The organism is Providencia sp. PROV197 (assembly GCF_028479625.1).
In the GTDB taxonomy this organism is placed as follows: domain Bacteria; phylum Pseudomonadota; class Gammaproteobacteria; order Enterobacterales; family Enterobacteriaceae; genus Providencia; species Providencia vermicola.
Genome location: NZ_JAMPNZ010000011.1, coordinates 53,356 through 75,778 on the forward strand (window position 1 = coordinate 53,356; position 22,423 = coordinate 75,778).

The 22,423-nt window shown below is 44.1% G+C and carries 21 protein-coding genes; 17 read left to right on the forward strand and 4 right to left on the reverse strand.

What is annotated here, in order from left to right:
• Window positions 1-45: 45 nt before the first annotated feature.
• Window positions 46-822 (forward strand): pimeloyl-ACP methyl ester esterase BioH, encoded by a 777-nt coding sequence (bioH, locus tag PR808_RS05755; RefSeq protein ID WP_206085009.1) that lies wholly within the window; start codon window positions 46-48, stop codon window positions 820-822.
• Window positions 823-848: 26 nt separating this feature from the next.
• Here the strand turns inward: bioH and PR808_RS05760 are convergent, their stop codons facing one another.
• The 4 genes from PR808_RS05760 to PR808_RS05775 all read right to left on the reverse strand — a co-directional run bounded on the left by PR808_RS05760 (window position 849) and on the right by PR808_RS05775 (window position 6,366).
• On the reverse strand, window positions 849-1,082 hold the full coding sequence (locus PR808_RS05760) for a FeoC-like transcriptional regulator (RefSeq protein ID WP_206085003.1): 234 nt from the start codon (window positions 1,080-1,082) through the stop codon (window positions 849-851).
• Window positions 1,083-1,092: 10 nt separating this feature from the next.
• Window positions 1,093-3,411, reverse strand: a complete 2,319-nt coding sequence (gene feoB / locus PR808_RS05765; RefSeq protein WP_206085001.1) for a Fe(2+) transporter permease subunit FeoB — start codon at window positions 3,409-3,411, stop codon at window positions 1,093-1,095.
• A 29-nt stretch (window positions 3,412-3,440) separates the two neighbouring features.
• Complete coding sequence (gene feoA, locus PR808_RS05770) at window positions 3,441-3,671, reverse strand: ferrous iron transporter A (RefSeq protein ID WP_047756225.1); 231 nt, start codon at window positions 3,669-3,671, stop codon at window positions 3,441-3,443.
• 364 nt (window positions 3,672-4,035) lie between these two features.
• Window positions 4,036-6,366, reverse strand: coding sequence for a Tex family protein (locus PR808_RS05775; RefSeq protein ID WP_206084994.1), 2,331 nt, complete (start codon window positions 6,364-6,366; stop codon window positions 4,036-4,038).
• A 169-nt stretch (window positions 6,367-6,535) separates the two neighbouring features.
• On the opposite strand from PR808_RS05775, the gene greB reads away from it, so the two are divergent.
• From greB to hemN, 16 genes are all read left to right on the forward strand, one after another.
• The gene (gene greB, locus PR808_RS05780; RefSeq protein WP_206084992.1) at window positions 6,536-7,021 is read left to right on the forward strand and encodes a transcription elongation factor GreB; all 486 of its coding nucleotides are present in this window, start codon (window positions 6,536-6,538) and stop codon (window positions 7,019-7,021) included.
• A gap of 114 nt (window positions 7,022-7,135) precedes the next feature.
• Window positions 7,136-7,855: an osmolarity response regulator transcription factor OmpR gene (ompR, locus tag PR808_RS05785; protein WP_042847751.1), complete on the forward strand. Its 720-nt coding sequence runs from the start codon at window positions 7,136-7,138 to the stop codon at window positions 7,853-7,855.
• Complete coding sequence (gene envZ / locus PR808_RS05790; protein WP_206084984.1) at window positions 7,852-9,183, forward strand: two-component system sensor histidine kinase EnvZ; 1,332 nt, start codon at window positions 7,852-7,854, stop codon at window positions 9,181-9,183. Before ompR ends, envZ begins: the two co-directional genes overlap by 4 nt.
• Before the next feature lie 260 nt (window positions 9,184-9,443).
• A complete protein-coding gene (locus PR808_RS05795) occupies window positions 9,444-10,265 on the forward strand; it encodes a hypothetical protein (protein ID WP_272538915.1) in 822 nt (273 codons plus the stop codon).
• Window positions 10,266-10,579: 314 nt separating this feature from the next.
• Window positions 10,580-11,623: a phosphate ABC transporter substrate-binding protein PstS gene (gene pstS / locus PR808_RS05800; protein ID WP_206084975.1), complete on the forward strand. Its 1,044-nt coding sequence runs from the start codon at window positions 10,580-10,582 to the stop codon at window positions 11,621-11,623.
• A gap of 109 nt (window positions 11,624-11,732) precedes the next feature.
• The gene (gene pstC, locus PR808_RS05805; RefSeq protein ID WP_206084973.1) at window positions 11,733-12,689 is read left to right on the forward strand and encodes a phosphate ABC transporter permease PstC; all 957 of its coding nucleotides are present in this window, start codon (window positions 11,733-11,735) and stop codon (window positions 12,687-12,689) included.
• Window position 12,690: 1 nt separating this feature from the next.
• Window positions 12,691-13,572 (forward strand): phosphate ABC transporter permease PstA, encoded by an 882-nt coding sequence (gene pstA, locus PR808_RS05810; protein ID WP_206084971.1) that lies wholly within the window; start codon window positions 12,691-12,693, stop codon window positions 13,570-13,572.
• A gap of 37 nt (window positions 13,573-13,609) precedes the next feature.
• Window positions 13,610-14,386 (forward strand): phosphate ABC transporter ATP-binding protein PstB, encoded by a 777-nt coding sequence (pstB, locus tag PR808_RS05815; protein WP_206084970.1) that lies wholly within the window; start codon window positions 13,610-13,612, stop codon window positions 14,384-14,386.
• A gap of 13 nt (window positions 14,387-14,399) precedes the next feature.
• Complete coding sequence (gene phoU / locus PR808_RS05820) at window positions 14,400-15,110, forward strand: phosphate signaling complex protein PhoU (RefSeq protein ID WP_206084968.1); 711 nt, start codon at window positions 14,400-14,402, stop codon at window positions 15,108-15,110.
• A 407-nt stretch (window positions 15,111-15,517) separates the two neighbouring features.
• Complete coding sequence (locus PR808_RS05825) at window positions 15,518-15,667, forward strand: hypothetical protein (protein WP_272538916.1); 150 nt, start codon at window positions 15,518-15,520, stop codon at window positions 15,665-15,667.
• A gap of 179 nt (window positions 15,668-15,846) precedes the next feature.
• On the forward strand, window positions 15,847-16,686 hold the full coding sequence (locus tag PR808_RS05830) for an ABC transporter substrate-binding protein (protein WP_206084966.1): 840 nt from the start codon (window positions 15,847-15,849) through the stop codon (window positions 16,684-16,686).
• 111 nt (window positions 16,687-16,797) lie between these two features.
• Window positions 16,798-17,550 (forward strand): amino acid ABC transporter permease, encoded by a 753-nt coding sequence (locus tag PR808_RS05835; RefSeq protein ID WP_206084964.1) that lies wholly within the window; start codon window positions 16,798-16,800, stop codon window positions 17,548-17,550.
• 1 nt (window position 17,551) lies between these two features.
• Window positions 17,552-18,304 carry an amino acid ABC transporter permease gene (locus PR808_RS05840; protein WP_206084963.1) on the forward strand — a complete coding sequence of 251 codons (753 nt, stop codon included), beginning with the start codon at window positions 17,552-17,554 and terminating at the stop codon, window positions 18,302-18,304.
• 181 nt (window positions 18,305-18,485) lie between these two features.
• A complete protein-coding gene (locus PR808_RS05845; protein WP_206084961.1) occupies window positions 18,486-19,820 on the forward strand; it encodes an NCS2 family permease in 1,335 nt (444 codons plus the stop codon).
• Window positions 19,821-20,189: 369 nt separating this feature from the next.
• Window positions 20,190-20,708, forward strand: a complete 519-nt coding sequence (gene yihI / locus PR808_RS05850; RefSeq protein ID WP_272538917.1) for a Der GTPase-activating protein YihI — start codon at window positions 20,190-20,192, stop codon at window positions 20,706-20,708.
• Between the two features lie 333 nt (window positions 20,709-21,041).
• Window positions 21,042-22,415, forward strand: coding sequence for an oxygen-independent coproporphyrinogen III oxidase (gene hemN / locus PR808_RS05855; protein ID WP_206084958.1), 1,374 nt, complete (start codon window positions 21,042-21,044; stop codon window positions 22,413-22,415).
• Window positions 22,416-22,423: the final 8 nt, after the last annotated feature.

The following is a 22,423-nucleotide window of genomic DNA, read 5'->3' on the forward strand; positions in this document are numbered from 1 at the left end:
TGATATTCCGTTAAAAAATGTTGATTGAATAAAGAGAGTGTAACCATGGCAAAGCTATATTGGCAGACCGTCGGCGAAGGAAAACAAGATCTTGTGTTGCTGCACGGGTGGGGGTTGAATGCGCAAGTTTGGCAAACAATTATTGTGCGAATCGCGCCGCATTTTCGTGTTCATCTCGTTGACTTGCCAGGTTATGGGCGGAGCCAAGATTTTGCACCAATGAACATTCAATCCATGGCAGATATTTTGTGGGAACACGCCCCGAAAAACGCCATTTGGTTAGGGTGGTCGCTGGGTGGACTAGTTGCCAGTCGAATTGCACTGGATCACCCTCATGAAGTTCAAGGGCTGATTACCGTTGCATCCTCCCCTTGCTTTAGAGCCAATGAGGATTGGGCGGGTATTCGGCCTGAAGTATTATTGGGCTTTGAACAACAGCTTGCCGCGGATTTTCATCGAACCGTTGAGCGCTTTTTAGCGTTGCAAACTTTAGGTACCGAAAGCGCCCGCACCGATGCGCGCACTTTAAAATCAGTGGTGCTTGAACAACCTATTCCAACGGTGGAAACGTTAAATGCGGGGCTTGAATCATTGCGAACAGAAGATTTACGTGAAGAATTGAAGAGTTTACCTGTGCCGTTCTTACGGATTTATGGTTACCTTGATGGTTTAGTGCCGCGAAAAATAGTGCCTATGTTGGATGCGCTTTATCCAAACTCTCCATCCGTGATTATGCGCAATAGTGCCCATGCACCGTTTATTTCGCACCCCGATGAGTTTTGTGAATATTTACTGGATTTTCAAAGCCGATTGGAAGAGTAAAGCGAGTAAGCCGCTGAGGTTGTGGCTTATTTCATCTTATAAACAAAATGGGCGCAGTCGGTGCTTTCTGGGCAGCCTTTGCAGCTGGAGCCCGTTAAGCAGGCGCTTATATCCACCTGCTCAATTTTTCCTAAGCTTTCCAACTTTTCCACCATCGCTTTTATCATTGGCGTTGGGGTGTTGAGTTGCTCGCTAAGTAACGCGATGTCAGCTTGCCCGTATAAAGCAATCAAATCTCTCACTTGTAGCAAGCTGATCATCGTTTAGTCCTTAGTGGCAGGTATTGCTAGAGCAGCCAGAGCACTGCTGTGCGGTTTTGCTTTTAATATTCAACGTCACGCGGCTACGCATGCGACGTAGGAACATGAACAGGGCAATATTAAACACCACAACAGCCACAATAGTCATTAAGCTACTTTGTGGGTGCTCACTGAAAGTTGCGGTTTGGTAAAACAGTGCTGACAGGCTATAGGCCACATTCAGTCCCCAGAAGATGGAGAAACTCATCCAGCTTTTGTTCGTTTCGCGAGCAATTGCCCCCATGACCGACACACAAGGCACATACAGTAAGACAAAAATCAGGTAGCTATAGGCGGCGATACCTGAGCCAAATTTCGCGGCCATAGTGCCCATTGAGCCTGATTCCATTTCGCCATCCCCTTTGCTAGCTTCGATTGGGTTCGATAACGCGCTTAGGGTAAAGGTTTCTTTTAAGCTATCCCATGTTTCAGATACTGCATCTTCCAGCTCATTCCATAAGTTGAAGGACTCTGCATCGAACGGTTCCGAGGTAATCGCTTCGGCGGTGTAGAGGGTATTCAACGTCCCAACAACCACTTCTTTTGCCATCGCTCCCGTAATCAAGCCCACGGTTGCTTGCCAGTTGTCGGCGTGAACACCGATTGGCTGCAATGCAGGGGTGATCACTTTACTGACTGAAGCTAGAGCTGAGTCATTAATGTTATCAACAGGTTTACCTGAGAACGAGAAACTATTGAGTGCGCCGATAAAGATACTCGCCACAACAATGACTTTACCTGCACGCACCACGAAGCCTTTTAAGCGCTGCCACGTTTGAATTAACAACGTTTTGACGTGCGGCACGTGATACACGGGTAGTTCCATCACGAATGGCGATGCTTCACCACGCATGAGGGTATGTTTGAGTAAAAGCCCCGTGAGGATAGCGACCACAATCCCTAAAATATACAGGGAGAACACGACACTCGCGCCATTTTTACCAAAGAAAGCTGCGGCAAATACCGCGAAGATTGCCAGCCTTGCGCCGCAAGACATAAACGGCGCCATCAGAACGGTAATCAGCCTTTCACGTGGGGCATCAAGGGTACGAGCGCCCATAATCGATGGGACGTTGCAACCAAAGCCGACGATTAATGGAACAAACGATTTGCCCGGTAGGCCCAGCGCCTGCATCAATCTGTCCATCACGAAAGCGGCTCGTGCCATATAGCCTGAGTCTTCAAGGATGGAAAGGAACAGGTACATCATCCCGATTTGCGGTACCAATGGCAGAACGGTATTAATACCGCCACCAACACCTTGAGCCAAGAAGATAGTGAGCCAATCAGGGAAACTAAAGTAGGCACCAACCCACTGAATACCATGGATAAATATTGCCTCAGAGGCCCCTTCAAAGAACGGCTGAAGTGCCCCACCAATATTGATGGCAAGGACGAACATCAGGTACATCACAAACAAGAAAATGGGGACGCCTAGCCAACGGTTGAGGATAAATTTATCCAGTGATTGCGTCAGTCGGTTAGGTTCAGCGGCACTATTGTTGATCGCCGCTTGGCAAATGGTCGCAATAGATTGATAACGCGCATCAGCAATCAGAAGTTCAGGTTCTTCATTTAATGTTTCAGTGAGTTGCTGACGAGTGGCTTGTAATTGCGTTTCTGAAATTTCAGCACGTTGGCGACTATAAATATCCCCTTCTAGAATTTGCAGGGCTAACCAGCGGCGTTGTTGGTGGCTAAATTGTTGAGCTGAAATTTGTTCAGACAATGAATCAACAGCTTGTAATAGCTGTGGTGGATATTCAACAAGGGCTTTTTGGTTATTTTTTGGATGAGTATCAATGGTTTTTTTCAGTTTATCGATACCTGTTGCACGGGTTGAAACCATTGGGATCACAGGGCAGCCCAGCTGTTTTTCCAGTTTAGCAATATCGATATCAATATGTTGGCTTTGGGCGATGTCCAACATATTCAAGGCGACAATACAGGGGACGCCTAACTCAACGAGTTGTAATGTGAGATAGAGATTACGTTCTAGGTTCGACGCATCGACGACGTTAATCAACATGTCAGCTTCGCCACTTAAAATAAAGTAGCAGGCGATTTGTTCGTCGAGGGAAGTTTGTTCCGAGATGGTCGTGAGCGAGTAGGTGCCAGGGAGGTCGACAAGCTCAATTTTGTGGTCATCCGTGTGAAAGCGGCCAACCTTGCGCTCAACGGTGACGCCAGCCCAGTTACCGACGCGCTGTCTTGACCCTGTTAGCTGGTTAAAAAGGGTTGTTTTACCTGCATTGGGGTTACCAATTAAGCCGATAGTCAATCGTTTCATAGTGTTTGCCAATAATCAAAAAAGAAGACTTAAGCGGTAGGCGCTTCATCAAGGTTTAGTAGGGCGAGGTCCTTTTTGCGTAGCACTAAGCTGACGCGGTGAGTTTCGATTTGTACAGGATCGCCAAAAGGCGCTAAACGCACCACTTTAAAAACGGAGCCCGGTAATAAACCGAGAGACAATAATTTTTGTCGGTATGCAGGGCTTATTTCGGGGGAGAAGCCCAGAATTTTGTAACTGCATTGAGGAAGTATAGCCATAGTGTCTTCCTATTATCTTCCTAACGATTCAATTCATAATGATACGGATAATTATTGTTAGAAAAGTTTGTGTCCACAAGCAAAACGCAGAGTAAAACAAAAATAAATCTAATTAACAATGAGAATCATAATCATCCACCTTTTGTTATATTTAGCCTCTTTTTTCGTCAATTTGACTTGATGTGGATCAACGAAGCATGGAGTTAGCGGTGTTTTTTAGATAGCGATGGAATAAGGCGAAAAGAATTGGCTGGGTTGATTTTTGAACAATATATTGGATTTGTTTATTAATTTAGCAGTGAAGATATTTCTAGAAAATACTAAATACCCCAATGAATTTATTGGGGTATTTAGCTTAATCAGACTACTTTTTTTTGCCAAACGCAGCGGCAAGCGCATCGCTCATAGCACTGTTACCTGATGAATTCACGTTTTGGCGTGAGTTGCCACGAGGTGCAGGGGCTTTACGTGCGTTTTTATCTTGTGCTGGTGCCGCTTTGCGAGGTGCGCTGTGAGAATCCCCTGCTTGTTCGTCCAAACGCATGGTGAGGGCAATACGCTTGCGGGCAATATCCACATCTAACACTTTCACTTTCACAATATCGCCCGCTTTCACCACTTTGTGTGGGTCTTCGACGTAACTATTGGAGAGTGAAGAGATATGCACTAAGCCGTCTTGGTGTACGCCGATATCCACAAACGCACCAAAGTTGGTCACGTTGGTCACCGCACCTTCTAAAATCATGCCAGAAACGAGGTCATTCATTGTTTCCACACCTTCTGCAAAGGTAGCGGTTTTAAATTCAGGGCGTGGGTCACGACCTGGTTTTTCTAACTCTTTGATGATATCTGTAACGGTGGGTACACCAAATTGTTCTGTGGTGAAATCACGCGGACTCAGTGTGTTGAGCACTTGTGAATTACCCATAATGTCTTTCAATGGCTGGCGGACGGTTTGCAGAATTTTTTCAACAATAGGGTAAGCTTCAGGGTGAACTGTTGACGCATCCAGCGGGTTCTCACCATTGGTGATACGCAGGAACCCTGCACATTGTTCAAAGGCTTTAGGCCCAAGGCGAGCTACTTTCAACAACTGTTTTCGGTCATTGAATTGGCCATTTTCATCGCGCCAATCAACCACGTTCTGCGCGATCATTTTGCTCAAGCCTGCAACACGGGTAAGCAAAGCGACTGACGCGGTATTTAAGTCTACACCTACGGAGTTTACGCAGTCTTCGACAACGGCATCCAGTTTACGGGCGAGTTGGGTTTGGCTAACATCATGTTGATATTGACCCACGCCAATAGATTTCGGGTCGATTTTAACCAGTTCAGCCAGCGGGTCTTGTAGACGGCGAGCAATCGATACGGCACCACGCAAAGACACATCCAAGGTTGGGAATTCTAGCGCGGCTAGCTCAGAGGCGGAGTACACTGATGCACCCGCTTCACTGACAATCACTTTTTGCGCAGTGACTTCAGGGTATTGTTTTTGCACCTCCGCAAAGAAACGTTCAGTTTCGCGAGACGCGGTACCGTTACCAATCGCCACTAATTCAACGTTATGTTTCTGGCACAATGCCGCCACAATGGTTGCTGCTTTCGCTGCTTGCCCAGTGTGCGGGTAGATAGTATCGGTCGCGATCAGTTTTCCTGTCGCATCCACAACCGCAACTTTCACCCCAGTACGTAGACCAGGATCGAGGCCCATCGTTGCACGCATACCTGCGGGCGCAGCCATCAGTAAGTCGCTGAGGTTACGGGCAAAAACATTAATCGCTTCTTCTTCGGCTTTTTCACGTAAAGCGCTCATCACCTCTGTTTCTAAGTGCAGAAGCACTTTGACACGCCATGTCCAGCTAATGACCGCTTTACGCCATTGGTCGGCAGGGGCGTTATTCAAACGCACATCTAAGTGGCGAGTAATAATCTCTTCGCAATAACTTTCTTTGGGTGGCTCATCGAATTGAGGGTCACAATTTAACGAAAGCTGTAAAATGCCTTCGTTGCGACCTCGGAACATTGCCAGTGCGCGGTGTGAAGGCACTTGGGAAACGGGTTCTTGGTGTTCGAAGTAATCGCTAAATTTGACGCCTTCTGCTTGTTTGCCTTCTGCAACGACGGAAACGAGGTGCGCATTTTTCCAAATATAGTCACGAACTTTCGCCAATAAAGTTGCATCTTCGGCGAAACGCTCCATCAGGATGTAACGAGCACCATCTAAAGCTGCTTTCACATCCGCCACACCTTTATCTGCGTCGATATAAGTTTGAGCAAGGGCTTCAGGGGATTGGCTTGGATCTGTCCACAGCGTATCCGCTAATGGCTCAAGTCCTGCTTCAATGGCGATTTGCCCACGAGTGCGACGTTTTGGTTTGTAGGGTAAGTAAAGGTCTTCAAGTTCGGTTTTATTGAGCGTGCTGTTGATAGCAGCGGCGAGTTCAGGGGATAACTTCCCTTGTTCTTCAATCGACTTGAGAATGGTTTGCTTACGATCGTTGAGTTCGCGTAAGTACCCTAAGCGGCTTTCTAGCTGGCGAAGCTGAGTATCGTCCAACCCTCCGGTAACCTCTTTACGGTAACGCGCGATAAACGGGACAGTATTGCCTTCATCCAACAATGTGATGGCAGAAAAAACCTGTTTCGGTTGGGCTTGCAGTTCTGCTGCAATAATTTGGCTTAGAGTTTCATTCATGTCGTGTTTAAATACCTACTGAAAGAACAGTTAAAAAATTTACTGCACTGTTATACTTGGTGGTAGCGAGAATTTCCAGACTGAATTTCGGTCTATTGGTAGGAAAGTCTCAGATTATGTTCTATAAAATATTATCATTTTTGTACTTATTGACTAATATTCTAAGGTTATGGCGAAAAGTCTATTAATAACGCGTGAAGGTTGGGATACGCTCGACAAAGAGCTTAAGTATCTGTGGAAAGAGGAACGGCCTAGAGTGACCCAATCGGTCTCAGAGGCTGCGGCACAAGGCGATCGCTCAGAAAACGCTGAATATATTTATGGTAAAAAAAGGCTGCGTGAGATAGACCGACGCATTCGTTTTTTATCTAAAAGATTGGATCAACTCAGGATTATCGAGCCAGATCCTCGCCAAGAAGGCCGTGTCTTTTTTGGGGCATGGGTTAAACTTGAAGATGATAATGAAAATATCAGAATATTCCGCATAGTTGGCGCGGATGAGTTTAATCCTGCAAAACAATGGATTTCAATTGACTCTCCTGTTGCACGCGCTCTGATTGGTAAGCAGGTTGATGATGAAATTACGGTGAACACGCCTGGTGGGGATGTCACCTATTTTGTTTTAGAAATAAGCTATAAACCACTAACCGCCTGAAGTGTAAAATGATTCATTAAATCTATGGTTAATGGTAAATTAGTGAACATTAAACGTGTTTTTGTTTACTTTTAGAACAATAATTTGAAAGATGCACATCTTGAGGGCTACAAAATGCAGGAAAGTTATAAAGTTCTTGTCGTCGATGATGATATGCGTTTACGTGCACTGCTGGAGCGTTACCTCACTGAACAAGGCTTTCAGGTCAGGAGTGCTGCAAACGCCGAACAAATGGACAGGATCCTGACGAGGGAATCTATTCATCTGATCGTGTTAGATTTAATGCTTCCAGGTGAAGATGGCCTATCAATCTGCCGTCGTTTACGTAGCCAAAATAACCCAATCCCGATCATTATGGTTACGGCAAAGGGTGAAGAAGTTGACCGTATTGTTGGTTTAGAAATCGGGGCGGATGACTATATTCCTAAACCGTTCAACCCACGTGAGCTGCTGGCTCGTATTCGCGCCGTATTACGCCGCCAAGCAAATGAATTGCCAGGTGCGCCATCTCAGGATGACGCAGTCATTACCTTTGGTAAATTTAAGCTAAATCTTGGAACGCGTGAAATGTTCCAAGGTGATGAAAATATGCCACTGACCAGTGGCGAGTTTGCGGTATTAAAAGTGTTGGTTTCTTATCCAAGGGAGCCGCTATCTCGTGACAAGCTCATGAGCCTAGCAAGAGGCCGCGAGTACAGTGCGATGGAACGTTCAATTGACGTTCAAATTTCGCGTCTGCGCCGCATGGTTGAAGAAGACCCAGCGCACCCACGCTATATTCAAACGGTTTGGGGCTTGGGCTATGTGTTTGTTCCGGATGGAAGTAAAGCATGAAGCGACTGAGGTTCTCACGACGTAGTACATTTTCTCGTTCGTTGTTTTTATTTGTTGCGCTGCTGTTCGCGAGCTTAGTGACCAGCTATATGGTGGTATTGAATTTTGTTGTGATGCCTAGCTTACAACAATTCAATAAAGTCCTTGCGTACGAAGTTAGAACATTGATGACCGAGAAAATGGTTCTACAAGATGGGACCTCAGTGCGGGTTTCCCCCGCTTTGCGTAAGAAAATCTACAATGAATTAGGTATTACGTTCTATGCCCATTCTGCTGCCATGGAGGAAGGGCTGAATTGGGCTAAAGAGTATGATTTTCTGAGCGAACACATGTCGCAATACTTAGGCGGTAAGGCAAATGTTCATCTTGAGCTTGGCCGTGAGTATCCGATTTTGTGGTTAACGTCTTATCTCGCCCCAGATATTTGGGTGCGAGTACCTCTGACTGAAATTGGTCAAAACCAGTTTTCCCTTGTTTTCAGGTATACCTTAACCATTTTCCTCACGATCTTTGCAGGGGTATGGCTGTATATTCGCTACCAAAACAAGCCATTACTTGAATTGGAGTACCATGCAGGGGAGGTCGGAAAGGGCTTTGTATTGCCCCCGATGCAAGAAAAGGGGGCAACGGAAGTTAGGGCAGCAATTCGGTCTTTTAACCACATGGCTGCTGGGATTAAAACCCTTGAAAATGACCGAACTGTCTTGATGGCAGGGGTTAGCCATGACTTAAGAACACCATTAACTCGTATCCGCTTAGCGACAGAAATGATGAGCCCAGAAGACAGCTATCTGGCAGAGTCTATCAACAAAGATATTGAAGAGTGTGATGCGATTATTGGTCAATTCATGTCTTACCTGAAAACAGGTCAAGAGATGGATATGGAATTCTGCGATCTCAACGCGATTCTGATGGAAGCAGTCAATTCAGAAAGCAGTGTGGTTGGCGAAATCGAAACGGCGTTAGAACCTGGATCCATGATTGTGAACGGTAACCCGTTGGCCATCAAACGTGCAATCACTAATATGATTGTAAATGCGTACCGCTATGGAAATGGCTGGATCAAAGTCAGCAGTGGAAAAAACGAAGATTTTGTCTGGTTCCAAGTGGAAGATGACGGCGCGGGTATCAAAGACGAAGATATCCACCGCTTATTCCAACCGTTCGTGCAAGGCGAAAAAGCACGAAGTAATACAGGGACAGGCTTGGGACTAGCGATTATACGCCGTATAGTGGACGCCCATGAAGGGAGCATTGAGATACACAAAAGTGAGCGCGGCGGGTTTGCAATACGGGCTTTACTTCCTCTTAAAGAGAAAGAAGACTGATATGCCTACAACTTGCACTATTTAGATCTATCTTTCTAAAATAATGCCATTAATTGGGCTCAAATTGTTTTGGGCCTTTCCCTGAATTTTCATATCTGCACGGTTGCGTCCAGCTGCTCGGTGCTGGATTCTTAATACCACCCGCTTAATAAATTTCCTTCTTATCTGTTCATTTATCAATGCTAGAATCGTTATATAAAAGACGCAATAGGTACCTTGCTTGGATAATCAGTGCAAATAAAATCATTATGGTAAATATTATGTCAGTTCATATTAGTGCAACTAAAATCATTCATAGTTTATCCAAAAGCTTAAAAACATGCTCAAATTTTTTGTTTAATAAAAATAAAGGGAGTGTTTCGGGGCAGATGAAAAATGTAATGAATACGAATATTACAAATGTTTTACAAAAGGAAAAGAAAATAACACTGAAGGAACCGGTAGTTGGCAACTCGATTACAAAAGTTGCTGTACAACCATCAGAAAAACAAGCTGAACCAAAGCTATCCACCGCTTTACCAATGTCGATATCTCAGCCAGTACCACCACCACCAATGCCTGATACTCTTCCAGTACAACGATTACCAACAACTGAATTACCTAAACATGAAGTGTCAGTTAGGACAGAGGCAAACCATACGGTATTAAATCGACAGTTGACAGATAAAGTCGCCTCAGGTTTATTTGAAGAAATGGCAACCTTGCAAAGGTTTAAGGATGCGGGAAAGGAATGCAATAAGCCAGAATATGCCGCAAAGGAACTGACTGAAAGTGAAGCTGCAGTGCTAAAATTGAAAAATTCAGTTATTAAAAAGAATCAAAAAGTAGGAGTTTTTTCTGCTGCTAGTCTTGAAGAAAGTTCACTATTTAGGAAATTACAGGCAAAAGCGAAAATGGAAGACGATATTAGTCCTAAAAAACCTTCTTTAGAATCAACTTGTTCTCCTGCTATTAACAAATATATTGAACATGAAAGACAGTCGAAAAAAGATCTAGAAGCAAAAAAAGAAAGTATGAAAGCTGAGCTGATTGCTAGAGTCGCTAATCCAATGCTACGTAAAACAGGGATTAAGCTATCGTAATGTTATTTTGTTTTTTCTTTCGATAAACTCGCGAATGCGGGTTTATTTTTTTATAGATAAAATAATTTAAGACTTTTTTATGACAATACATCATTTCGTTATTATGGATGTTTTTTTTCTGACTTATTGATTTTATTTGAAATTAAACATATTCCTTTTTGTTTTTTTCCTAAGCTAGGTGTGAATACAGTCAATTGTCATAAAACTGTCATAAAAACGACATGTTGTCGTAACTAAATTGTCCTATTTTTCCTACCGTGACATACACCCAACAATTTTATACTTGATTGTTTCTATACATCCCCGGAGGGATTATGAAAATGACGCGTACCACCTTAGCAAGCGTAATGGCAGCAACTTTGTCTCTGACTGCAATGTCTTCTTTTGCTGCTACCAGCCTGACCGGAGCTGGCGCGACCTTCCCTGCTCCTGTTTATGCGAAGTGGGCAGACTCTTATCAGAAAGAAACAGGTAATAAAGTGAACTATCAGGGGATTGGCTCTTCTGGTGGTGTAAAACAGATTAATGCAAAAACAGTTGATTTCGGTGCGTCTGATGCGCCATTGACTGATGAAAAACTAAAAGAAGATGGTTTGTTCCAATTCCCTACCGTTATTGGTGGTGTGGTGTTGGCGGTTAACGTAAAAGGCATCGAATCAGGTCAACTGACTTTAGATGGCAACACATTAGGTGATATCTATTTAGGTAAAATCACCAAATGGAATGACCCAGCTATTGCAAAATTAAATCCGAAAGTGAGCTTACCAGACCAAGCTATTGCGGTGGTTAGACGTTCTGATGGTTCAGGTACTACATTTGTTTTCACCAGCTACTTAGCAAAAGTAAGTGCGAATTGGAAAGATGAAATTGGTGCGGGCTCAACCGTTAACTGGCCGAAAAACAGCGTAGGCGGTAAAGGTAACGATGGTGTTGCCGCATTCGTACAACGTCTGCCAGGCTCTATCGGCTATGTGGAATATGCTTACGCAAAACAAAATAATCTTGCGTATACTAAGTTAGTTTCTGCGGATGGCGAAGCGGTATCACCAACAGGCGAAAGTTTCAGCGCAGCAGCGAAAAAAGTTGACTGGTCGAAGTCGTTTGCTCAAGACCTGACTAATCGTGATGGTGCAAACGCATGGCCAATCACGTCAACAACGTTCATCTTAGTACACAAAGAACAAGCCAATGCTGAAAAAGGCAAAGCCGTTCTCGACTTCTACAACTGGGCGTACGATAAAGGCGGTAAACAAGCAGAAGCGCTGGATTACGCCGTTTTACCTCAAGAGGTTGTAACAGCTGTTCGTGCAGCATGGAAAACAGAAATTAAAGATAGCCAAGGTAAAGCATTGTTCTAATGCACCTCGGGTTGGAAATGGCGGGTAAGTACTGAGGAACAGGGCTTACCCGCTCATTGTTGTAACACAATCCTACAGTACAAGTAGGAATGGAAAGAGAACAAAGCGCATGGCCGAAAAAACAACGGCATTTAGAGCTCCCAGCAAATCAGGTGATGTAATTTTTGGTGCACTGGTAAAGATTGCCGCGCTAATCACTTTGTTAATGCTAGGTGGCATCATTATTTCCCTTATTTTTGCGTCTTGGCCAAGTATGCAGAAGTTTGGGTTTTCGTTTTTATGGACCAAAGAGTGGGATGCGCCTGCAGAACAGTTCGGTGCCCTTGTGCCAATCTATGGCACCATTGTAACCTCGTTAATCGCCCTGATTATCGCCGTCCCCGTCAGTTTCGGTATCGCGTTGTTCTTAACGGAGCTTGCGCCAAACTGGCTAAAACGTCCATTAGGGATTGCTATTGAATTGCTTGCCGCCATTCCCAGTATCGTTTACGGGATGTGGGGCTTATTCGTTTTCGCACCACTATTTGCAGAATATTTCCAAGAGCCAGTTGGCAACGTGATGTCGAGTATTCCAATTGTCGGTGAATTATTTTCAGGCCCTGCATTCGGGATAGGTATTTTAGCGGCGGGGATTATCCTCGCGATTATGATTATTCCATACATTGCGTCTGTTATGCGTGATGTGTTTGAACAAACCCCTGTGATGATGAAAGAGTCAGCCTACGGGATTGGCTGTACCACTTGGGAAGTGATTTGGAACATCGTATTGCCGTATACCCGTAACGGGGTAATAGGCGGGGTGATGTTAGGGTTAGGCCGTGCATTGGGTGAAACCATGGCGGTAACCTTCGTGATTGGTAATACCTACCAGCTCGATAGTGCATCCCTCTTCATGCCAGGAAACAGTATTACTTCCGCACTAGCGAATGAATTTGCGGAAGCAGAAAGTGGCTTACATACCTCAGCGCTGATGGAACTTGGGCTTATCCTGTTTGTTATCACGTTTATTGTGTTGGCGATTTCCAAGTTGATGGTAATGCGTCTTGCGAAGAATGAGGGGCGTTAATATGTCAGAATATCAACCTTTTATCGTCAATGAGAAAGAACGCGCACGCCGTCAAGCATGGCGCCGCCAAGTTAACAGAATGGCACTGCTTGTCTCAATGTTGACCATGGCATTCGGGCTGTTCTGGTTAGTGTGGATTTTATTTTCGACAGTGACCAAAGGGATTGACGGTATGTCCCTTAACCTGTTTACCGAGATGACGCCACCACCAAATACAGAAGGTGGTGGTTTAGCGAATGCGATCGTCGGAAGTGGTTTATTAATCCTGTGGGCTACCGTGATTGGAACACCTTTAGGGATTTTAGCGGGGATTTACTTGGCAGAATACGGTCGTAAATCATGGCTAGCATCTGTGACCCGCTTTATTAATGACATTCTGTTATCAGCACCATCTATTGTTGTTGGTCTGTTTGTGTATACCATCGTGGTTGCGCAAATGCAGCACTTCTCTGGATGGGCAGGGGTGATTGCGCTGGCATTGCTGCAAATCCCTATTGTTATTCGTACCACTGAAAACATGCTGAAACTGGTACCAGATAGCTTGCGTGAAGCGGCTTATGCTCTTGGAACGCCGAAATGGAAAATGATTTTATCCATTACATTAAAGGCATCTGTATCTGGGATTATTACAGGGATCTTACTGGCAATTGCGCGTATTGCGGGAGAAACCGCACCGCTCCTGTTTACTTCACTGTCGAACCAGTTCTGGAGTACAGATATGAGCGAACCCATTGCTAACTTACCTGTAACGATTTTCAAATTCGCAATGAGCCCATTCTCCGAATGGCAAGAGCTCGCATGGGCTGGGGTGCTGTTAATTACCCTGTGTGTCCTGCTGATTAACATCATTGCCCGCGTTGTGTTTGCACAGAAAAAACACTAAGCGCCCAGATAAATAAAGATTTAGAGAGAAAGTAACCATGATTAATGCAAATGAAATTGCAAACAGTAAAATTAAAGTCCGTGACCTCAACTTCTTTTATGGCAAGTTTCACGCACTGAAAAATATCTCTTTAGACATTGAAAAAAATAAAGTAACAGCGTTTATCGGCCCATCAGGTTGTGGTAAATCGACGTTATTGCGTACGTTTAATAAAATGTATGAACTGTACGGTGAACAACGCGCTGAAGGTGAAATTTTACTGGATGGTCAAAATATCCTGACGGACAAACAAGATATCGCATTATTACGTGCAAAAGTGGGGATGGTGTTCCAGAAACCAACGCCATTCCCAATGTCCATCTATGACAACATTGCATTTGGTGTGCGTTTATTTGAAAAGCTATCTCGCGTGGAAATGGATGAGCGCGTGCAGTGGGCACTTACCAAAGCAGCGCTGTGGAATGAAACCAAAGACAAATTGCACCAAAGTGGTTACAGCTTGTCGGGTGGTCAGCAACAACGTCTGTGTATTGCGCGAGGTATTGCAATTCGCCCAGAAGTGTTATTGCTGGATGAGCCTTGTTCAGCATTGGACCCTATTTCCACAGGGCGTATTGAAGAGTTAATCAGTGAGTTAAAATCAGAGTATACGGTCGTGATTGTTACCCACAACATGCAACAAGCGGCACGTTGTTCTGATTACACAGCATTTATGTATTTAGGTGAACTGATTGAGTTTAATCATACCGATAAGATGTTCACCACCCCAGAAATGAAACAAACTGAAGATTATATTACTGGCCGCTACGGTTGATATGGAGCCGACGATGGATACGCTGAATCACAATAAACATATATCTGGGCAGTTCAATGCGGAACTGGAACATATCCATACTGAATTAATGACAATGGGAGGGCTGGTCGAAGAACAGCTCACCAAAGCCATTACGGCAATGCATAACCAGGATGAAGCCCTAGCGCGCGAAGTTATCGAAAATGACCACAAAGTCAATATGATGGAAGTGGCCATTGATGAAGAATGCGTCAAAATTATTGCCAAGCGCCAGCCAACGGCGAGTGACTTGCGACTGATTATGTCAATTTCAAAAACGATTGCGGAGTTGGAAAGAATCGGCGACGTTGCCGATAAAATCTGCCAAACCGCATTGGAGAAATTTTCGCAGCAACATCAGCCGCTTCTCGTGAGTTTAGAATCGCTAGGCCGCCACACAGTGCAAATGTTGCATGATGTGCTAGATGCGTTTGCGCGAATGGATCTCGAAGAGGCGATTCGTATTTACCGCGAAGATGAAAAAGTTGACCAAGAGTACGAAGGCATTGTCCGTCAGCTTATGACCTATATGATGGAAGACCCGAGAACAATTCCAAGCGTATTGACGGCGTTGTTCTGCGCACGCTCAATCGAGCGTATCGGTGACCGCTGCCAAAATATCTGTGAGTTTATTTTCTACTATGTGAAGGGGCAAGATTTCCGGCATGTAGGTGGTGATAATTTAGAAAAAATGCTCACCAAATAAATTTTCGTCATCCTTCGTGCTGTGGCGGTGTTGGCTGTACTCGGCTACTCGGGTCACATACTTGTGTATGCTCCCCGAGATATCCTCGCTTGCCGCCTAGCCACAACGCGAATGATTTAGAAAATTAAATACTCGATATGTTTTGTGTAGTGGCGGTGTTGGCTGTACTCGGCTACCCGGGTCACATACTTGTGTATGCTCCTAATTTTCGTCACCCTTCGTGCTGTGGCGGTGTTGGCTTCATTCGGCTACTTGGGTCACATACTTATGTATGCTCCCCAAGCTATCCTCATTTTGCCGCCTAGCCACAACACGAATGATTTAGAAAATTAAGTACTAGCTATGTTTTGTGCAGTGGCGGTGTTGGCTGTATTCAGCTACTCGGGTCACATACTTTAGGGGGAACTGTGTTTGCCGCCTTGCTACAGCACGAACTATTTAGAGCATTGATGCTGGTTATGGGCGATTGCAGGCATGAGGTTAATGCATTCGATAGCCTATCTATTTCGATGAATACACTAAAACGTTTTTATACAGACTTTCTTCTTGCTCAATAAGAGTCTATTGATGGTGTAAGCCATATTCGGGGGCCTTTGTTACAAAGTTTGCCCCTTTTTTGTACTTCTTTATATTCCATTTGGTTATAAATATATTATTTAATATTATTTCAGGTGCTAAGAGATAGTTGATAGCTTGTGATGGTCGATTTACATAAATTTACCACTAGGGGTATTCAATGAAAGCTCGTATTCTGACGACTGTTTTACTTACAGGTTTGGCGCTGACAGCGAATGTCGCTAGCGCAGATAAATTAGATGATATTAAACAAGCGGGTGTGATCCGTATTTCCGTATTTGATAGCAACCCACCGTTTGGTTTTATTGACCCACAAACAAAAAAATTAGCAGGTTATGACGTTGATATCGCACAAGAAATTGCAGATGGTTTAGGTGTAAAACTTGAACTGCGTCCAACGAACCCTGCAAACCGCATTCCACTGCTGACATCGGGTAAAGTAGACTTGATTGGTGCGAACTTTACGATTACCGATGAGCGTGCAAAACAGGTTGATTTCTCAATCCCTGATTTCGCCACGGGCCAAAAATTTATTGCCCGTAAAGGTGTATTAAAAACCCCTGATGATATCAAACCACTGCGTATTGGTGCAGATAAAGGAACTGTGCAGGAAGTGACGCTGCGTGAACGTTTCCCTGACACTAAAGTGATTTCTTATGATGATACTCCGCAAGCATTCGCAGCGCTGCGTAATGGTAACGTGCAAGCTATCACGCAGGATGATGCAAAACTAGTGGGATTACTAGGTAACTTACCTGAGAAAGTCAAAGCGGACTTTGAAATTTCCCCCTTTAGCTTAACCAAAGAGTATCAAGCTCTGGCAGCTAGCAAAGGCGAAACGCGCTTAGTGGAAAACGTGAATGAAACGCTGCTGAAATTGGAAAAAGACGGTAAAGCTGAAGTCATTTATAACCGTTGGTTTGGTCCAGACACGAAAGCGGCACAACCACGCGGTGACTTCAAATTTGCCCCATTGAGTGAGCAACAACCACAGTCGTAATCGACAATAGCAAGTACTGAGTGATTTGAAACCCTGCACTGTGTGCGGGGTTCTTGGTTATACGGGGTGAGGTTTTTCGTCACAGGGTGTGAAAGAAATAGGTCGTGAACTATGTTTGAGAAATTTGTCAGTGGTGATTTTTGGTCTGCACATCTTCTAGCGCCTCAGTACCTTGAATGGTTCGGTTATGGCTTTGTTTTAACAGTCTGGATTTCGATTTGCACCATTATTGCCGCCACCTTTTTAGGGTTTTTAGTTGCATCAGCAAAGGATAGCCAGATTGCTCTTTTGCGTTGGGCAGTCAGTATCTATATTTCTATTTTTAGAAACACGCCTTTGTTGGTGCAGTTATTTTTTTGGTATTTTGCCTCGGGGGAAATACTGCCTTCAGCCGCAATGGAATGGCTAAATACTCCCCATGAAATCAACATATTTGGGCTTACCGTGGGTTGGCCGTCCTTTGAGTTTTTAGCAGGTTTTATTGGGTTAACGTTATATACCGTCCCTTTTATTGCGGAAGAAATTCGTGCAGGGATCCGTGGGGTACGCCAAGGGCAAAAATATGCCGCGTTCGCACTGGGGCTCACTTCATGGCAAGCAATGAAATTAGTGGTCTTGCCTCAAGCAGTCAAAATCGCAATGCCGCCGTTGTTGGGGCAATATATGAATGTCGTGAAAAATTCCTCATTAACCATGGCAATTGGCGTCGCGGAGCTCTCTTATGTGTCTCGTCAAGTCGATAGCCAAACGTTACAAACCTTCACCGCATTTGGTGTGGCCACCGTGTTGTATATCGCCATTATTGCCCTGATGGAAGGTTGGGGACAATGGCGCTTGCAACGAAACTTGGCTCAGGGGGTATAATATGGACTTTTCAGTGATCGAGCAAAATTGGCAATATTTACTGTTTGGTACTTTCCCTGATGGCCCGTTAGAAGGGGCAGCGTTGACACTCGTGATTAGCCTGCTAGCAGGGGCGGCATCGATTGTCTTAGGGACACTAGGTGGTATTGCTTTGGCAATGTTACGTGGTTTTTGGGTTAATTTATTCGCGGCAGTTTTAGGCTTTTTCCGTGCAATTCCAGTCATCATGTTAATATTTTGGACTTACTTCTTGTTGCCCATTTTGTTAGGTACGGAAATTCCTGGGATTACCACGGTGGTTTGTGCACTCGCCTTAATCACTTCTGCTTATTTAGCACATGCTGTGAAAGCAGGGATCTTAGCGATAGGTGCAGGGCAATGGCAGGCAGGGTTGTCCCTTGGTTTTAACCGTTGGCAGGTATTGTGGAATATCGTTTTACCTCAAGCATTACGAATGATGGTGCCGTCATTTATCAACCAATGGGTGGCGCTGATTAAAGATACCTCATTAGCCTATGTCGTTGGTGTGGCTGAGCTATCTTTCTTAGCAACTCAAGTGAATAACCGCGAAATGGTTTACCCGTTGGAAGTTTTCTTATTTGTGGCATTTATCTATTTTGTGATGTGTTTTACGGTAGAAATTGTTGCCAATGTGGTGGCGAAAAAACTCAGTGCACAAAACGGCCCGCACAAGTCTGTGGTAAAACGCAGTTTATTGTTTTGGCGTAGACAAAAATTACTGGCGCTATCCTAAATTTTAATGGCGGTTTTTATACCGCCATTCTCCAAATTCTATTTTTATTCTTTTTCTTGATTCATCGCGTTGTATCAGTTAGTTAGGACATTTTGCCTGTTGATTTTTACGCAATCGTTTTCTTTTTCGATTTTTAATTGTAGTATAGGGCGAAAAAAACTTTTTTTGGGCGCGATATCTAATGAGTAATCAATCTTCTAGCTCGGCACAATCGCAGAGCTTGTTTCAGCGTGTTTTTAAATTACAAGAACACGGCACAACCGCAAGAACTGAGGTTGTTGCTGGCTTCACGACCTTCCTGACGATGGTGTATATCGTCTTTGTTAACCCACAAATTTTATCAATTGCAGGCATGGATATTAAAGCCGTGTTTGTTACCACCTGCTTGATTGCCGCTATAGGCAGTATTTTGATGGGCTTATTGGCTAATTTACCGATTGCGGTCGCACCAGCGATGGGGCTGAATGCCTTTTTTGCGTTTGTGGTAGTTGGCGCGATGGGATATTCATGGCAAGTCGCAATGGGTGCTGTTTTCTGGGGCGCAGTTGGCTTGTTTATCCTGACATTATTCCGTATTCGTTATTGGATTATTGCCAATATTCCCTTGAGTCTACGTGTGGGGATCACCAGCGGTATCGGTCTGTTTATTGCGATGATGGGGCTGAAAAACTCGGGTATTATCGTGGCAAACCCAGACACTTTGGTATCTATCGGTAACTTAACACATCATAACGTATGGTTAGGGGCGTTGGGCTTCTTTATTATCGCCATCTTAGCGGCGCGTAATATTCATGCGGCGGTGTTAGTGTCGATTGCGGTGACCACCTTAATTGGTCTGGCGCTGGGCGATGTAAAATACACGGGCATTTTCTCTATTCCGCCAAGTGTTACCAGCGTCGTTGGGCAAGTGGACTTCGCTGGCTCATTAGATTTAGCGTTATCTGGCGTGATTTTTGCTTTCATGTTAGTCAACTTGTTTGACTCATCGGGCACCATGATTGGTGTGACTGACAAAGCGGGGATCACCAATGAACGTGGGACTTTCCCTCGTATGAAGCAAGCCCTATATGTTGATAGCTTAAGCTCTGTAGCGGGTTCGGCGATGGGAACCTCATCAGTCACCGCGTATATTGAAAGTTCTTCAGGGGTATCAGTTGGTGGGCGTACGGGGTTAACGGCAGTTGTTGTGGGTATCTTATTCCTATTAACCATGTTTATCTCTCCACTTGCGGGTATGGTTCCTGCTTATGCAACTGCAGGTGCATTGATTTACGTGGGTGTGTTGATGACTTCAAGTCTGACTCGCGTGAAATGGGATGACTTAACTGAATCAGTACCTGCGTTTATTACCGCAGTTATGATGCCGTTTAGCTTCTCGATCACAGAAGGGATCGCGCTAGGGTTTATCGCATACTGTGCGATGAAAATTGGGACAGGGCGCTGGCGTGACTTGGGTCTGTGTGTGATTTTAGTCGCGGTTATGTTTCTGCTTAAAATGGTTTTAGTCGACGCCTAATACTCGTCATACTTCAAGCTGTGGTGTTGTTGTCTTCTCTCGGTTACTCGGGTCACATACTTATGTATGCTCCCCGAGATAACCTCGATTGACGCCTAGCCACAACTTGAATTGTTTAGAATATTATTCAGTCTAATTTGTTTAGTGGCACAAATTTTTTAACATTATTTAATGAGCTCATCATTTCTCTTTCTTCTATTCGAATCCCTCTACATGCAACACAAATTATTTAAGGTATAATCAATAAAGTACTATTGCGAAGGCAGGGTGGAATAAAAAATCCGCTGAAATTGCAAACTAGTGCTTTCCCCCTTTATGGGATCCTGCTAGATTTCGCAGCAGAAACTGACTTTATCAAGGTATCAGACCATGAATGCACCAAAAAAACCGACAGCTAAGCCAAAGAAAAAATACCGTAAAACCAAAGAAGAATTGAACGCGGAAGGCCGTGAACGTAAACGCGAGAAAAAACATCGTGGTCATAAAGCTGGCAGCCGTTATGAAGAACAAGCATCCAACAAGCAAAATGGTGGGCAAAACGCCTCTGCTGACCCGCGTTTAGGCAGCAAAAAACCAGTCCCTTTAATTGTGGATGAAAAACACATTACCAAACCTGTTGTTGAGAAAAAACAGCCAGTCGTTAAAGAAAAACTGACGCCTGAAAAAGAGTTAGAACTGTTAGAAAGCGATGATCGCTTAGATAGCTTACTTGCGCGCCTAGAAGATGGCGAAACGGTTAACGCTGAAGAGCAAAAATACATCAATACTTGTTTAGACCGTATTGATGAACTAATGAGTATTTTAGGCATTGAATATGCTGACGAAGAAGAAGAGGAAGAAGACGAAGATAAACTCGATGACATCATGCGCATCTTAAAAAGCAAATAACTTCGTTTAATCATCCCTCGCGCTAGCGGGGGATGCGTCTGTTTTTTCTACAAACACACTTTTCTTTGATGTTGCATCAAGTCTCTTTTTTCTAACATCTTTATAATACTCGTCATATTTAAAGCTGCAGCGTTGTTGGCTACGTTCATTCGCACGAGTCTCATACTTATGTATACTCCTAGCGACTCATTCACTTGCCGCCTAGCTGCAACTTGAAATATTCAGAATCTATAACGTTATGTATGCTATAAAATTTTTATACCACCGAATAACAAATTAAATAAGGTGCAACCCGTTGTCATGGTTTGAGCTTTTGGTCAATTGAGGAATGTTATGTCAGAGCAAAATATTGTTTGGGATCTTTCTCTCATTCAAAAATACAATTATTCAGGGCCACGTTATACGTCGTATCCCACCGCTTTGGAATTTAATCAAGACTATGATGAAAAAGCGTTTATTAGTGCGACAACGCGTTTTCCAGACCGTCCGTTATCGCTCTATGTCCATATTCCTTTTTGCCATAAGCTGTGTTACTTCTGTGGTTGCAATAAATTAGTGACACGCCAAAAGCATAAGGCGGATGAATATTTAAAAGTTATTGAAAAAGAAATTATTCAACGTGCATCTTTACTAAAAAACCGCACTGTCACACAAATGCATTGGGGCGGAGGTACACCAACTTATCTTGATAAAGCCCAAGTTAGTCATTTGGTCGGTTTATTGAAAAAACATTTTCATTTTGCAGATGATGTGGAAATGTCCATTGAAGTTGACCCGCGTGAAATTGAGCTTGATATGATTGATCACCTACGCCATGAAGGATTTAATCGCCTAAGCATGGGGGTACAAGACTTCAATAAAGAAGTTCAGGTGTTGGTAAATCGAGAACAAGACGAAGACTTCATCTTTGCCTTGATTAAACGCGCTAAAGAGACAGGCTTTACATCAACCAGTATTGACCTAATTTATGGTTTACCAAAACAGACGCCAGAAAGCTTTGCTTTTACACTGAAAAAAGTCGCTGAGTTATCACCCGACCGTTTAAGCGTGTTTAATTATGCTCACTTGCCAAATTTATTTGCCGCGCAGCGCAAAATTAAGGATGCGGATTTACCAAGTGCAGAACAAAAACTCGATATTCTACAAGACACGATTGCGACGTTAACCAAAGGCGGCTATCAGTTTATTGGGATGGATCACTTTGCCCGCCCTGAAGATGAACTTGCTGTAGCGCAGCGTGAGGGGATATTGCACCGTAACTTCCAAGGCTATACTACCCAAGGTGATTGCGATCTCTTAGGGTTAGGCGTTTCGGCGATCAGTATGTTAGGGGATAACTACGCGCAGAATCAGAAAGACTTAAAAACTTATTATGCACAAGTTGAAGAGCAGGGACATGCCCTGTGGCGAGGTTTAGTCCTAACTGATGATGATTGCTTGCGCCGTGATGTGATTAAAACGTTAATTTGTAACTTCCAACTAGATTTTGCACAAATAGAAGCTCTGTACCCGATTGATTTTAAATCTTATTTTAAAGAAGATTTGGAATTGCTAAAGCCAATGGCAGAAGATGGGCTGGTGGAAATAACCGAAACAGGTATTAAGGTGACACCGCAAGGGCGCTTGCTGATCCGCAATGTTTGCATGTGTTTTGATGTGTATTTGCGGGGGCAGATGAGGCAGCGGCAGTTTTCCCGTGTCATCTAAATACTCTT

Bases quoted from the DNA above. Each gene is read 5' to 3' on its own strand.
- PR808_RS05830 (WP_206084966.1), top strand. From the start codon at position 15,847: ATGAAAGCTCGTATTCTGACGACTGTTTTACTTACAGGTTTGGCGCTG.
- PR808_RS05760 (WP_206085003.1), bottom strand. From the start codon at position 1,082: ATGATCAGCTTGCTACAAGTGAGAGATTTGATTGCTTTATACGGGCAA.
- greB (WP_206084992.1), top strand. From the start codon at position 6,536: ATGGCGAAAAGTCTATTAATAACGCGTGAAGGTTGGGATACGCTCGAC.
- pstB (WP_206084970.1), top strand. From the start codon at position 13,610: ATGATTAATGCAAATGAAATTGCAAACAGTAAAATTAAAGTCCGTGAC.
- feoA (WP_047756225.1), bottom strand. From the start codon at position 3,671: ATGGCTATACTTCCTCAATGCAGTTACAAAATTCTGGGCTTCTCCCCC.
- PR808_RS05835 (WP_206084964.1), top strand. From the start codon at position 16,798: ATGTTTGAGAAATTTGTCAGTGGTGATTTTTGGTCTGCACATCTTCTA.
- PR808_RS05775 (WP_206084994.1), bottom strand. From the start codon at position 6,366: ATGAATGAAACTCTAAGCCAAATTATTGCAGCAGAACTGCAAGCCCAA.
- hemN (WP_206084958.1), top strand. From the start codon at position 21,042: ATGTCAGAGCAAAATATTGTTTGGGATCTTTCTCTCATTCAAAAATAC.
- yihI (WP_272538917.1), top strand. From the start codon at position 20,190: ATGAATGCACCAAAAAAACCGACAGCTAAGCCAAAGAAAAAATACCGT.
- ompR (WP_042847751.1), top strand. From the start codon at position 7,136: ATGCAGGAAAGTTATAAAGTTCTTGTCGTCGATGATGATATGCGTTTA.
- pstC (WP_206084973.1), top strand. From the start codon at position 11,733: ATGGCCGAAAAAACAACGGCATTTAGAGCTCCCAGCAAATCAGGTGAT.
- pstS (WP_206084975.1), top strand. From the start codon at position 10,580: ATGAAAATGACGCGTACCACCTTAGCAAGCGTAATGGCAGCAACTTTG.
- envZ (WP_206084984.1), top strand. From the start codon at position 7,852: ATGAAGCGACTGAGGTTCTCACGACGTAGTACATTTTCTCGTTCGTTG.
- feoB (WP_206085001.1), bottom strand. From the start codon at position 3,411: ATGAAACGATTGACTATCGGCTTAATTGGTAACCCCAATGCAGGTAAA.
- PR808_RS05840 (WP_206084963.1), top strand. From the start codon at position 17,552: ATGGACTTTTCAGTGATCGAGCAAAATTGGCAATATTTACTGTTTGGT.
- bioH (WP_206085009.1), top strand. From the start codon at position 46: ATGGCAAAGCTATATTGGCAGACCGTCGGCGAAGGAAAACAAGATCTT.
- PR808_RS05795 (WP_272538915.1), top strand. From the start codon at position 9,444: ATGTCAGTTCATATTAGTGCAACTAAAATCATTCATAGTTTATCCAAA.
- PR808_RS05845 (WP_206084961.1), top strand. From the start codon at position 18,486: ATGAGTAATCAATCTTCTAGCTCGGCACAATCGCAGAGCTTGTTTCAG.
- phoU (WP_206084968.1), top strand. From the start codon at position 14,400: ATGGATACGCTGAATCACAATAAACATATATCTGGGCAGTTCAATGCG.
- pstA (WP_206084971.1), top strand. From the start codon at position 12,691: ATGTCAGAATATCAACCTTTTATCGTCAATGAGAAAGAACGCGCACGC.